We start from the raw sequence: 13,054 nt of genomic DNA, 5'->3' as shown, positions 1-13,054 counted from the left end.
CTCCGGGACGTTCACGAATCGATCTGCAACATTGCCTGGGAGGGGAAAATGTTGAACCACAAGCGCAGCGCGCTGAGCATCGCGCTGGCCGTTGTCCTGGCGCCGACGCTGGCGTCTGCACAGTCCACGCAGAGCACCACCACGCCGGCCGCCACCGCCGCCACCAACCTGGATACGGTGCAGGTCACCGGCATCCGCCGCGGCATCGAAAACGCGATCGCGATCAAGCAGGACGCCACCTCGGTGGTCGAGGCGATTTCCGCCGAAGACATCGGCAAGCTGCCCGACGTCAGCATCGCCGAATCCATCTCGCGCCTTCCCGGCCTGGCCGCCCAGCGCGTTGCCGGCCGTGCGCAGGTGATCAGCGTGCGCGGCCTGTCACCCGACTTCGCCACCACCCTGCTCAATGGGCGTGAAGTGGTCAGCACCGGCGACAACCGCGGTGTCGAGTTCGACCAGTACCCGTCCGAGCTGGTCAACGGCGTGACCGTCTACAAGACCCCGGACGCGGCCCTGGTCGGCCAGGGCCTGTCGGGCACCATCGACATGCAGACCGCACGCCCGCTCAGCTTCGGCGAGCGCGTGATCGCGGTCAGCGGCCGCTACCAGAAGAGCTCCCTGGGCCGCGCCGCCAACATCGATCCGTATGGCAACCGCTTCAGTGCCAGCTACATCGACCAGTTCTTCGACAACACCCTGGGCATCGCCATCGGTTACGCGCACAGCGACATGCCGATCCAGGAGAACCAGGTCGGCCTCTACGAGCCCTGGACCACCGAGCACACCGACAAGGGCGAGCGTCGCGGAATCGCGCCAGGCACCTACTTCACCGATGGCATCAAGGCGCTGCGCCGTACCGGCAACAACAAGCGCGACGGCGTGATGGCGACGATCCAGTTCCGCCCGAGCAACAGCTGGACCAGCACCTTCGACGCCTTCCACACCGAAGCCGAGCAGATCGACACCGCCAACCAGTTCGAGCTGAGCCTCAGTGGCAATGGCGAGGACAGCAACAATCCCAACGCGATCCTGCCGGTGTTCAGCAATGTCGGCCGCAATGCCGATGGCAGCTTCACCGGTGGCACGATCAGCAATGCGTACCCGCTGGTCCGCGGCATGTACAACAAGCGCAAGGACAAGATCGACGCGTTCGGCTGGAACAACGAGTTCAACGTCGGCGGCGTGAAACTGGTCGCCGACCTGAACTACTCGAAGGCGACCCGCCGCGAGATCAACCTGGAAAACAACCTGCAGCTGGTGCCGCGCCCGCAGTTCGATACGATCGGCCTGGTGGTGAACAACAACAGCTTCTCGCAGATCACGCCGGGGCGCGACTATTCCAATCCGGACAGCCTCTTCCTGACCAATACGATCTATGGTTCCGGCTACGGCAAGGTGCCGGAAGTTGAAGACCGCTTGAAGGGCGCCAAGCTGGCGGCGACGCTGCCGGTTCCTGAAGCCATGTCCAGCTGGTTCTCGGATGTGGACGTGGGCGTGAACTATGCCGACCGCCGCAAGCAGAAGGCCCAGGCCGAAGGCAACATCCTGCTCGGTGCTCAGGGTGAATCCACCATCGCCCCGGACCTGCAGTACCGCCCGGTCAACCTCGGTTTCGCCGGCATCGGCTACATCCCCTCGTGGAACGTGCCGGCGGCGGTGGGTCGCTACATGACCTTCAACCCGGTCGACAACCTGGACTACCTGATTCCCAAGTCGTGGACGGTCGAGGAGAAGATCACCACCGCGTGGGCACGCCTGAACATCAACACCGACATCGGCGTGGTCGGCGTGCGCGGCAACATCGGCGTACAGATGCAGCACACCGACCAGAGCTCGGATTCGCGCTACTGGGACAGCTCGCAGCCGGCGGGCAGCAACATCCAGCCCTTCTCTGCCGGCAAGACCTACAAGGATTGGTTGCCGAGCTTGAACCTGGTGTTCATGTTCCCGCACCAGCAGACATTGCGCTTCGCCGCCGCCAAGCAGGTCGCGCGCCCGCGCGTGGACCAGATGCGTGCCGGCCTGGAGTTCGGTGTGGATACCAACAACGGCCGCCCCGGTGGCAGCGGCGGCAATCCGCTGCTGGATCCGTGGCGCGCGACCGCGCTGGACCTGTCCTATGAGAAGTACTTCGGCGAGAAGGCCTACGTCGCAGCGGCGATCTTCTACAAGGACCTGAAAAGCTACGTCTACACGCAGTCGGTGGACAACTACGACTTCAGCGGCCTGCTGGGCAATTACGTGCCGCCGCCGGGCATGACCGCACCGGTGCTGACCACCGGTATCTTCTCCACGCCGCAGAACGGCAAGGGCGGCACGTTGAAGGGGCTGGAGCTGACCGGGTCGTTCCCGCTGGAGATGCTGACCGACAGCCTGCGCGGCTTCGGCGTGCAGGCCAGCGCGACCTTCAACAAGAGCGACATCACCATCCTGGATCCGGAAAGCGCCTCCAGCGTGGGCAGTGGCCCGATCAGCCTGCCGGGCCTGTCCAAGCGCGTGTACAACTTCACCGCCTACTACGAGCGCAGTGGCTTTGAAGCACGCGTGAGCCAGCGCCGCCGCTCGGACTTCATTGGTGAGATCGGCAACTTCAACGGCAACCGCACGCTGCGTTACGTGGTGGGCGAGAACGTGACCGATGCACAGGTCAGCTACACCTTCAGCGACAGCAGCAGCCTGCGCGGGCTGACCCTGCTGCTGCAGGGCAGCAACCTGACCAACGAGCCGTACCGCACCTATGCCGGCAGCAAGGACCGCCCGCTGGAGTACATCGAGTGGGGCCGCACCTACATGCTGGGCGTGAACTACAAGTTCTGATCACGACCGGGTAGTGCCGGCCGCTGGCCGGCAACACATGGGGAGCAGGACCGGAAACCCGCTGCGCAGGCAGCGGGTTTTCTTCTGCGCGGATGCCGGCCGTTGGTCGGCCAGGCCCACCCACAAAAAAGGGACGGGGCGCTTCGGCCCCGTCCCCGCAAGTACCGCCACCGGAGAAAACGGTCAGCTGCGTCGGGCGCAATACACCGCGCGCGGCGGCAGCTGGAGTTCATTGCCCTGCACCGTGCCCGCATCCGGGCCCGGTACCGTCACCTGCTGCCAGTTGCCCGGCGGCAGCGGATGGCTCACCGCCTCGGCCGACAGGTTGAAGGCCAGCAGGAGGGTTTCATCTGCAAGCATACGCTCGAACAGCAGCACTGGCTCGGCACTTTCGATGAAACGGATGCTGCCATGCAGAAGTGCCGGCTGACTACGCCGCCAGGCCAGGAATGCCCGGAACGCGGTCAGCACCGAGTGCGGGTCGCGTTCCTGCACCGCCACCGCCGCCGCCCGGTGCTCGGCCGGAATCGGCAGCCACGGCTGGCCGGACGTGAAACCGGCCAGCGGCGCATCGGTCCACGGCATCGGCGTGCGGCAGCCATCACGGCCCTTGAAGTTCGGCCAGAAGGTGATGCCGTAGGGGTCCTGCAGGGCCTCGAACGGCACCTCGGCCTCGGCCAGGCCCAGCTCCTCGCCCTGGTACAGGCACACCGAGCCGCGCAGCGAGCACAGCAGCGCCACCAGCATCCGCGCCAGCCGCGGGTCGGCCGGGTGCCCGCCCCAACGGCTGACCGCCCGCTCCACGTCGTGATTCGAAACCGCCCAGCATGGCCAGCCTTCGGTCATCGCCGCTTCCAGGCGGGAGACCGTGTCGCGGATGTAGGCCGCGCTGTAGTCGTCCACCAGCAGTTCGAAGCTGTAGCCCATGTGCAGGCGGCCGTCCCGGGTGTACTCGGCGGTGGTGGCCAGCGAGTCCTCCGAGGAGATCTCGCCCAGGCTCACCGCGCCCGGGTACTCGTCCAGCAGCGCGCGCAGGCGCTCCAGGAAGGGCAGGTTCTCCGGCTGGGTGTTGTTGTAGTAGTGGTACTGGTACGCGTACGGGTTGTCCGGGCTGAAGCCGCGGCCCACGCGCTTGTCGGCGGGCTTTGGCGGGTTGTCGCGCAGCTGCGCGTCGTGGAAGCAGAAATTGATGGCGTCCAGGCGGAAGCCGTCCACGCCGCGGTCCAGCCAGAAGCGCACGTTGTCCAGGGTGGCCTGCTGCACGTCCGGGTGGTGGAAGTTCAGGTCCGGCTGGTCGACCAGGAAGTTGTGCAGGTAGTACTGCTCACGGCGCGGCTCCCACTGCCAGGCGCCGCCGCCGAACAGCGACAGCCAGTTGTTGGGCGGAGTGCCGTCCTCGCGCGGATCGGCCCACACGTACCAGTCGGCCTTCGGATTGCTGCGGTCCTGGCGGCTCTCGCGGAACCAGGCGTGCTCGATCGAGGTATGGCTCAGCACCTGGTCGATCATCACCTTCAGGCCCAGGCCGTGGGCCTTGGCCAGCAGCCGGTCGAAGTCGTCCAGGCTGCCGAACAGCGGGTCGACGTCGCGGTAGTCGGCGATGTCGTAGCCGAAGTCGGCCATGGGGGACTTGAAGAACGGCGAAATCCAGATCGCGTCCACGCCCAGCGCGGCGATGTGGTCCAGCCGCTCGATGATGCCCGGCAGGTCACCCACCCCGTCGCCGTTGGCATCGAGGTAGCTGCGCGGGTAGATCTGGTAGATGACGGCTCCGCGCCACCATGGATAGTGCGACATCGACAGCCCCCCTCCGGGCATGCAGGGCCCACCGGAAGCGGGCCGAAATCCTGTTCCGGCAAGCTTAGCGGTGGCCTCCAGGGCATGGCGCAGCCTGCATACGTATTCACGCTGGCCGCTGGCGTGACCACGCCGCAGCGGCGTGCCAGTCCGGTTTGCGCCCGGAGTTCACGGGCAACGCCTATAATCAACGGCGAGCCTGAAAGCCTGATCGCATGACCATCACCGAAGACACCCGTCCCGCCCTGGGCCTGCCCCAGATCCAGTCGCTTGCTGCGGCCGACATGGCCGCCGTCGACGCCGTGATCCGGCGCCGGCTGTCCTCGGACGTCGTGCTGATCAACCAGATCGCCGACCACATCATTTCCGCCGGCGGCAAGCGCCTGCGCCCGATGCTGGTCATGCTGGCCGGCCATGCGGTCGGCCAGGCCGGCCCGGATCACCACCAGCTGGCGGCAATCATCGAGTTCATCCACACTTCCACCCTGCTGCATGACGACGTGGTGGACGAATCCAGCCTGCGCCGTGGCCGCAGCACCGCCAACGCGCTGTGGGGCAATGCACCGAGCGTGCTGGTCGGCGACTTCCTGTACTCGCGCAGCTTCCAGCTGATGGTCGAACTGGAGCGCATGTCGGTGATGCAGATCCTGGCCGATGCCACCAACCGCATCGCCGAGGGTGAGGTGTTGCAGCTGCTGCACGTGCACAACCCCGATACCGACGAAGCCGCGTACCTCCGCGTAATCGAGCGCAAGACCGCGGTGCTGTTCGCCGCCGGCACCCGCCTGGGCGCGCTGGCCAGTGGCGTGGACGAAGCCAAGCAACAGGCCCTGTTCGACTACGGCATGCACCTGGGCTACGCGTTCCAGATCGCCGACGACGTGCTGGACTACTCGGCCAACGCCGAGGAACTGGGCAAGAACCTGGGCGACGACCTCGCCGAGGGCAAGGCCACGTTGCCGCTGATCCACGCGATGGCCCACTCCGACGACGCCACCCGCGAGCGCCTGCGCACCATCGTGCAGGACGGCGACGCCTCGGCGATGCCGGAAGTGCTGGCTGCGATCCGCGCCACCGGCGGCCTGGAGTACAGCCGCGCGCGTGCGGAGGAATACGCCGAAGCCGCCGAGCGCGCGCTCGATGGCCTGGGCGACAACGACGCGGTCGCCGCCCTGCGCGGCCTGGCCCGCTACGCGGTGCAGCGCTCGCATTGATCGATTGAGGTGTGCCGACCAACGGTCGGCACCTACCGCGGCTGTGGGTGGATGCCGACCATTGGTCGGCACTGGAACATGGGTGGGTGCCAACCTTGGTCGGCACTGGAACATCGGTGGGTGCCAACCTTGGTCGGCACTGGAACATCGGTGGGTGCCAACCTTGGTCGGCACGCCTTTGTTTACCGGAACCGCTCCTCGAAGAACTCATCCAGCGCCTTCCATGCGCGCTTGGCCGCCCGTTCGTTGTACTGGCAGCCCGGCGGACTGTTGGCATCGCGCTCGGCAAAGCAGTGCACCGCACCACTGTAGTTGGTGAACTCCCAATCGACCTTGGCCGCGTTCATTTCCTTCTGGAAACCGGCGATGTCCTCGGCGGTCACGCTCTTGTCGTCGGCGCCATTGAGCACCAGCACCGACGGATGGCTGCCACCGGCCTGCGCCGGCAACGGCGAGCCCAATCCACCGTGCAGGCTCACCACACCGGCCAGCGGCGCACCGGCCCGGGCCAGCTCCAGCACCGTGGTGCCGCCAAAACAGAAGCCCACCGCGCCGATCCGGCTGGCATCCAGCGGCACCTTGCCGGCCTGCGCCTTGAGCACGTTCACCGCCTCCAGCGCGCGGGCACGCAGCAACGGCCGGTCGTTGCGCAGCTTGGTCGCCACCGGCCCGGCCTCGGCATCGGTCTTCGGCCGCACACCCTTGCCGTAGACATCGGCCACCAGCACCACGTAGTCGTCACCGGCCAGCTGCTTGGCCTTCTCGATGGCCGATTCGTTCACGCCCTTCCAGTTCGGCACCATCACCAGGCCAGGGCGCTTGTCATGCTCGCCGTCGTCATAGACCAGCACGCCACTGAAGGTCGTGCCCTGGTGTTTCCATTCCACCGGCTGCGTCTTCATCGCCGCCCACGCCGGCATCGCCGCCAGCCCCAGGATCACCGCCACACCGCATCGCCAACGATTCATGCGCCTGCTCCGCAAGAAAAAGGGGACGGAGGGGATTAAGCCGTAATAGCCCCTCCCGCGTCGCATTCTGCATTGGCGGCGTGACGCAGGTGTGGTTGGATACGACTTAATCCCCTCCGTCCCCTTTTTTCGCATGAATCTTGTTGATCGCTTTCTGTCTGGCCTGATCCCGCGTTTGCCTGCCGAGGATGCCCCGCAGTGGGCACATGTCCAGGGCGCCAGCGCCGAAGACCTGCAGCGCCTGCGTGTGCAGTGGCCGCAGGTGCCGGGCAGCCTGGTGGAGCTGCTGTCGCGCGTGGATGGCACCCACTACCGGGAGTACCCCGCGGGCAAGGTCTGCGTGCTGATGCTCGGCTCGGATGTCGAGGACGGCGGCTATCCGTACTACCTGCGATCGGTCGCGCAGATCTTCGAGGACCAGCAGCGGTGGGACGACAGCATCCGTTCCATCTACGAAGAGTGGCTGGATGACGAGCCGGAGATTCTCGGCGAGGGCATCGATGCGGATCTGCCGATGAGCCGCCGGCTGTGTTTCTCGCACTGCATGAACAACGGTGGCACCTCGATGCTGTATCTGGATTTCGATCCGGCACCGGGCGGCACCGTCGGCCAGGTGGTGCGCTACCTGCACGATCCGGACAGCTACGCGGTGATCGCACCGAGCTTCGATGCGTACCTGCAGCAGCTGATCGATGGCGTTTACGCGTTCATCGACGAAGACCAGTAGATCCACGCCATGTGTGGATGAATTCCCCGCTGGGTTGCCGGCCAGCGGCCGGCACTACCCTCAGGCGATGCCCAACCCCGGAATCGCGCTGATGCTGTCCGGGTCGAATCCGGCCAGTTCGGCGAAATGGCGACCACGCGCCACGTAATCGCGGTAGGCACCAAAACTGGGCGCGCCCGGCGACAGCAGCACCACCCCGCCCTGCGCACCCAGCGCCGCGCGTGCAAGCGCCATCGCCTCGGGCAGGTCGCCGGCGGCGTGCAGGCCGAAGCGGCCGGCATCGGCCAGCGGCTGCAGCATCGCGTGGATGCGCGGGCCGTTGCTGCCCATGGTCACAATCTCCACCGGCGGCACGTCGTGCGCCATGTGCTGCATGAAATCGGTCCAGTCCAGGCCGCGGTCATGCCCGCCCACCAGCAGCGCGATGCGCTGCCCGGCGAAGCATTCCAGCGCGGCCAGGCTGGCATGCGGCGTGGTGCTGATCGAATCGTTGACGTAGGTCAGGCCATGGGCCACGCCAATGCGCTGCAGGCGATTCGGCAGCGGACGGAAATCCTGCACCGCCGGTGCCAGCGCCACCGCGTCCAGGCCCAGCGCTTCCAGTGCAGCCAGCACCGCGCACAGGTTGCCGCGGTTGTGGCGGCCCGGCAGCGGCGTGTTGCGGGTATCGAACACCGCCTGTTCGCCGCGATGCACGATGTCAGCGCGCATGTGCCACCCCTGCGGCTGGTTGAACCAGACCACCTCACTATCGGGCAGCGACAGTGCCGCCAGGTGCGGATCGGCGGCATTGAGCACGGCGATGCGCGGCGCAGCTTCAGTCACCAGCCGCAGCTTGTCTTCGATGTAACGTTGTTCGCTGCCGTGCCAGTCCAGGTGTTCGGGGAACAGGTTCAGTACCACCGCCACCTGCGGATGAGCGCCACTGCGCGCCACTTCACCGGTCTGGTAACTGGACAGTTCCACCGCCCAATACTCGGGTGCCGGCTGCGGATCCAGCACTTCCAGCAGCGGCAGGCCGATGTTGCCGACCAGGCCGGTACGATGACCGGCGGCACGCAGCAGGTGCGCGACCAAGGCGGTGGTGGTGCTCTTGCCCTTGGTACCGGTCACGCACACGGTGTCGTGCACGATGCCGTCGTCGGCCGCGTGTTCGGCAAACCACAACGCGGTGCCGCCGATGAAGGTGGTGCCCTGCTCTGCCGCCGCCAGCGCGATCGGCTGGTAAGGGCTGATGCCGGGCGACTTGATCACCACATCGAACGCGGCCAGCGCATCGGCCGAGGGTTCGCCACGCACGTCCAGCGCGCCCTGCGTTTCCGCACGCGCGGCTTCGGCTTCAGCGGCCGGGCAGAACAAGCTCAGGCCAAGCGTTGGCAGGCGCTCACGCAGCACCGCAAACGCGGCGCGGCCCTCACGGCCCCAGCCCCACAGCGCAACGTGCTTTCCCTCAAGCTTCGAAATCTTCACGGACCCGTTCCCACAGCGCAGCCGGAACGCGGTGCTCGCCCTGCAGCTGCAGCAGCGGCGCCAGTTCCAGTTCGGCGGCATCCAGCTGCGGCTGGATCTCGTTGCAGAAGCGCTTCACCAGCACATCTTCCTTCCACTCCGGCCGCTGCGCCAAGGTCGCCATCGCTGCACGCGATTCGCGGCCCTCGCCCACGCACTCGAACGGCTTGTGGTCCTGGAATTCCAGCAGCGCGTCGAAGCCACCGGCCTGTTCGGCATCGTCCAGCAGATTGCGGCCGAAGATGCGCACCAGGCGCGTCTTCGGCATGAACGGGGCCAGCGCCAGGAACACGAAGTGGCACTTCGGGCAGACGCCGCACCAGCGGTTCACCGGGCGCTCGCCGAGGATGTGGAAATTGCGGTTGCAGCTGGAGAAATGCGCGTCGTAGAAATCGGTCTTGGCGAACTGGCGGGCCACCGCCAGCTCCGACATCGGGCGCAGCAGCGAGTAGTACTGCAGGTCCGCCGCGACGTGCGCCTGCACATGGCTGCCGAACGCCTGCTCGAACGCCCAGCCCTTGGACCACTGGTGATTCACTTCGCCGGTGCCCGGAATCTGGCTGCCGTAGCTGGCCGAAAGTTCGTTGGAGAACACCACCTGGTCCACGCCCTGCAACAGCGCGGCCAGCACCATGATCGCCGAGTTCACCGCGGTAACCGGGATATGCCCGTTCCACGCGCCCTGGCGGTTGAGCTCGAACAGTTCCGGCGCCAGCGCGCGGCCCAGGTTCAGGATCGGCAGGCCGGTGCGCTCGGCGCAGGCACGGATCAGTTGCGAACCACCGATCCAGGTCACCGTTTCGTCCACGCCGGCACGGCGCAGCGCTTCGATGCTGACCAGCGAATCCTTGCCGCCGCCGATCGCCACCAGTGCGTGCGGCTGCAGGCCCAGCACCGGTGCCTGCACCGCTTCGCCCTGCACCGGCAGGCGGAAACGCCCGCGCAGGTTCAGGCCGTTGCGGTAGGCGAACTCGCCCAGGCCATTGAGGTAGACCGTCTCCACCAGCGCCGCGGTATCGGCATCGATGGCATAGCTGTCGATGCTGACCGTCTCCGGCACGCCGGCCTTGTAGTAGCTGACACCGGCAATCAGGTGCAGCAGCTGCAGCGCACGCTGCACGGCGGCGGCACGCGCCTCGTCCAGCACGAACGGGGCGCCCGGCACGGTGATGGTTTCCACCATCTCCGGGCCGTCATCGAAGGCGTAGACCAGCTTGGCCACGCCGGTCTCCGCAGCGAATTCGCAGCGGACGAAGCGGAAGCGGGAAACCTGGTGTTTGTCGAAAGCAGTCATGGTGTATCCGGTCAGGCACGGACCCGCGCAAGGGCGCGGGACGTGTCGGTGGGCGGGTGCAGGGCGCGCGCGGCGATCATTCGATCACGTCTTCGCGCGGCAGCATCCGCTGGTTGTAGGTGTTGGCCATCGAATAGCCGTAGGCGCCGGCATCGGCGATCAGCATCACGTCATCCGGCGCGGTCGACACCGGCAGCTTGCGGCGCTTGCCGAACACATCGCTGGATTCGCAGATCGGGCCGACCACATCGAATGCCGCCTCGGCATAACCACCCTGACGGCTGAGGTTCTCGATGTCGTGCCATGCGTCGTACAGGGCGGGGCGCATCAGTGCATTCATGCCGGCATCCAGGCCGACGCGACGCACGCCCTCCTTTTCCACCACCTGGGTGACGTGGGTCAGCAGCACACCGGACTCGGCCACCAGGTAGCGGCCCGGCTCGATCGCCAGGCGGAACGCCGGATGCAGCGCCTTGACCTCGGCCAGGCCAGCGGCCCAGGCATCCAGGTCGAACGGCTCGTCCTCGGCGGAATACGGAATCGGCAGTCCGCCACCGATGTCGATGGTCTGCACGCTGCCGATGCGGCGGGCGAAACCGGCCAGCTCATCGCACATCAGGCGCCAGTGCTGGGCAGTCTCCACGCCGCTGCCAAGGTGCGCGTGCAGGCCGACCACGCGGCTGCCCAGGTCGGTGGCCGCGCGCACGAATTCGTCGACGCGGGCGATCGGCAGGCCGAACTTGGAGTCCTTGCCGCCGGTACGGACCTTGGCATGGTGGCCTTCGCCACGGCCCAGGTCGACACGCAGCCACAGCTCGCGGTTGCGGAACAGGTCCGGCCAGCGCTGCAGTGCTTCGACGTTGTCGACGGTCACGGTCACACCGAGCGCGAACGCCGCCTCGTACTCGCTGCGCGGGCAGAAGCTGGGGGTGAACAGCACGCGCTTGGGCGACAGTTCCGGCAGGTGCTGGAACACATGCTTCAGCTCGCCGTGCGACACGCATTCCAGGCCGAAACCTTCGGCTTCCAGCAGCTGCAGGATGGCCGGGTGGCTGTTGGCCTTGATCGCGTAGTAACGCTGGTCGATCGGCTTGATCGCGGCCAGCGCGCGGGCGCGGGCGCGCACGGTCGGCAGGTGGTAGACGTAGCGCGGCGTACCGGCATCGGCCAGCTGCAGCAGGTGCGCACGCTGACCCCGCCGCCACGGCGTACCACGCGGGCGCACGGTGCCGGCGATCTCGCGCCAGCGCGGGCCGAACACCTCGGCCTCTTCCACCGGCATCGCACCGCTGTCGATCAGCTCGGCATGCAGCACGGGCAACAGGCCATCGGCATCGGCTTCGTCGATGACGAAGGTCAGGTTCAGGTCGTTGGACGACTGCGAGATCATGTGCACGCGCTCGCGGCCGAAGGTGGCCCACACGTCCGACAGCTTGTGCAGCAGCGAGCGCATGCCACGGCCAACCAGGGTGATGGCCGCGCACGGCACGATCACCTTCACCTTGCAGATCTGCGACAGGTCGGCCGACAGCGCGGCCAGCACATCGGTGTTGACCAGGTTCTCGGACGGGTCCAGCGACACCGTGACGTTGGTTTCGGCCGAACCGATCAGGTCCACCGAAAGCCCGTGCTTCTTGAACAGGTTGAACACATCAGCCAGGAAGCCGACCTGCTGCCACATGCCGATGCCTTCCATCGACACCAGCACGATGCCGTTGCGGCGGCTGATCGCCTTCACCCCCGGCACCGGCGCGGCGCTGCCGTCGATGCTGGTGCCCGGCAGTTCCGGGCGCTCGGTGTCGAGGATGGCCATCGGCACGCCGGCATCGCGGCACGGCTTGATCGAGCGCGGGTGCAGCACCTTGGCGCCGGTGGTGGCGATTTCCTGTGCTTCGTAATAGTCCAGGCGGGTCAGCAGGCGCGCGTCCGGCACGTCCTTCGGGTTGGCGCTGAACATGCCCGGCACGTCGGTCCAGATCTCCACGCGGCTGGCGCCGAGCAGCGCACCGAAGTACGCCGCCGAGGTATCCGAGCCACCACGGCCGAGGATGGCGGTGCCGCCATCGGCATGCCGCGAGATGAAGCCCTGGGTGATCAGCAGGCGGGTCGGCTGCGCGCGGAAGCGCTGCATCCACTCCGCATCCGCACGCCACTGGCAGTTCACCGACAGGCGCTGCGACCAGTCGCTCTGGTTCGGCTGCGGCGGCATCGCATCCAGCCACTGCCGGGCATCCATCCAGCCCATGTCCAGGCCCGAGGCGTGCAGGTAGGCCGCGCCCAGGGTGGAGGACAACAGCTCGCCCTGGCCCAGCACGTCGGCCTGCCAGTCCAATGGACGGGTGGCCGCACGCGCGTCGTCGAGCAGGCCCTGCAGCGCCGCCAGGCGCTCGGCCAGCACTTCGCGGCCCAGGCCCAGTTCAACCAGGAAGCCCTCGTGGCGCTCGACCAGCGCCGCCACGCGATCACGGCTGTCCGGCGCGCCATCGGCGATCGCGGTCAGTTCGTTGGTGACCCCGGACAGCGCCGACACCACTACCAGCACGCGCGAGCCGGTCTCTTCCGCACGTTTTTTCGCCAGCTTCCCGATCGTGTCCCAGCGATGACGACGCGACACCGAGGTGCCGCCGAACTTCAGTACGATCCAACGATCGACAAGGGGGGAAGCTGACATGGATTGGCTATGTAGAATGTGGGGAAGCCGCCCTCGGGGGCGGAACCTTTGATTCTA

8 protein-coding genes are annotated in these 13,054 nt (G+C 66.9%); 3 read left to right on the top strand and 5 right to left on the bottom strand.

Annotated features, from left to right (window positions below; all coding sequences use genetic code 11):
• The first annotated feature begins 48 nt into the window (after positions 1-48).
• Entirely contained in the window at positions 49-2,817 is a 2,769-nt protein-coding gene (locus tag N5D45_RS12475) for a TonB-dependent receptor (RefSeq protein WP_279939033.1), read from the top strand.
• A 183-nt stretch (positions 2,818-3,000) separates the two neighbouring features.
• On the opposite strand, the gene N5D45_RS12470 is transcribed toward N5D45_RS12475, so the two are convergent.
• Complete coding sequence (locus N5D45_RS12470; protein WP_197657246.1) at positions 3,001-4,614, bottom strand: alpha-glucosidase family protein; 1,614 nt, start codon at positions 4,612-4,614, stop codon at positions 3,001-3,003.
• A gap of 215 nt (positions 4,615-4,829) precedes the next feature.
• On the opposite strand from N5D45_RS12470, the gene N5D45_RS12465 reads away from it, so the two are divergent.
• Positions 4,830-5,828, top strand: coding sequence for a polyprenyl synthetase family protein (locus N5D45_RS12465; protein WP_197657245.1), 999 nt, complete (start codon positions 4,830-4,832; stop codon positions 5,826-5,828).
• A 182-nt stretch (positions 5,829-6,010) separates the two neighbouring features.
• On the opposite strand, the gene N5D45_RS12460 is transcribed toward N5D45_RS12465, so the two are convergent.
• Positions 6,011-6,796 (bottom strand): dienelactone hydrolase family protein, encoded by a 786-nt coding sequence (locus tag N5D45_RS12460; RefSeq protein ID WP_049434513.1) that lies wholly within the window; start codon positions 6,794-6,796, stop codon positions 6,011-6,013.
• A gap of 133 nt (positions 6,797-6,929) precedes the next feature.
• On the opposite strand from N5D45_RS12460, the gene N5D45_RS12455 reads away from it, so the two are divergent.
• Entirely contained in the window at positions 6,930-7,523 is a 594-nt protein-coding gene (locus tag N5D45_RS12455) for an SMI1/KNR4 family protein (RefSeq protein WP_197657244.1), read from the top strand.
• Between the two features lie 60 nt (positions 7,524-7,583).
• Here the strand turns inward: N5D45_RS12455 and murD are convergent, their stop codons facing one another.
• From murD to N5D45_RS12440, 3 genes are all read right to left on the bottom strand, one after another.
• A complete protein-coding gene (gene murD / locus N5D45_RS12450; RefSeq protein WP_134957952.1) occupies positions 7,584-8,993 on the bottom strand; it encodes a UDP-N-acetylmuramoyl-L-alanine--D-glutamate ligase in 1,410 nt (469 codons plus the stop codon).
• Complete coding sequence (murL, locus tag N5D45_RS12445; protein WP_057502968.1) at positions 8,974-10,326, bottom strand: UDP-N-acetyl-alpha-D-muramoyl-L-alanyl-L-glutamate epimerase; 1,353 nt, start codon at positions 10,324-10,326, stop codon at positions 8,974-8,976. Before murL ends, murD begins: the two co-directional genes overlap by 20 nt.
• A gap of 76 nt (positions 10,327-10,402) precedes the next feature.
• Positions 10,403-12,997, bottom strand: a complete 2,595-nt coding sequence (locus tag N5D45_RS12440) for a bifunctional aspartate kinase/diaminopimelate decarboxylase (RefSeq protein ID WP_279939032.1) — start codon at positions 12,995-12,997, stop codon at positions 10,403-10,405.
• Between the last annotated feature and the right edge of the window lie 57 nt (positions 12,998-13,054).

Source organism: Stenotrophomonas sp. GD03819 (genome assembly GCF_029841665.1).
Classification (GTDB): Bacteria; Pseudomonadota; Gammaproteobacteria; order Xanthomonadales; family Xanthomonadaceae; genus Stenotrophomonas; species Stenotrophomonas geniculata.
This window is presented reverse-complemented; position numbering and strand designations above follow the sequence as displayed.

Coding starts and splice junctions, on each gene's coding strand:
- N5D45_RS12440 (WP_279939032.1), bottom strand. CDS start 12,997: ATGTCAGCTTCCCCCCTTGTCGATCGTTGGATCGTACTGAAGTTCGGC.
- murL (WP_057502968.1), bottom strand. CDS start 10,326: ATGACTGCTTTCGACAAACACCAGGTTTCCCGCTTCCGCTTCGTCCGC.
- N5D45_RS12475 (WP_279939033.1), top strand. CDS start 49: ATGTTGAACCACAAGCGCAGCGCGCTGAGCATCGCGCTGGCCGTTGTC.
- N5D45_RS12460 (WP_049434513.1), bottom strand. CDS start 6,796: ATGAATCGTTGGCGATGCGGTGTGGCGGTGATCCTGGGGCTGGCGGCG.
- N5D45_RS12470 (WP_197657246.1), bottom strand. CDS start 4,614: ATGTCGCACTATCCATGGTGGCGCGGAGCCGTCATCTACCAGATCTAC.
- N5D45_RS12455 (WP_197657244.1), top strand. CDS start 6,930: ATGAATCTTGTTGATCGCTTTCTGTCTGGCCTGATCCCGCGTTTGCCT.
- N5D45_RS12465 (WP_197657245.1), top strand. CDS start 4,830: ATGACCATCACCGAAGACACCCGTCCCGCCCTGGGCCTGCCCCAGATC.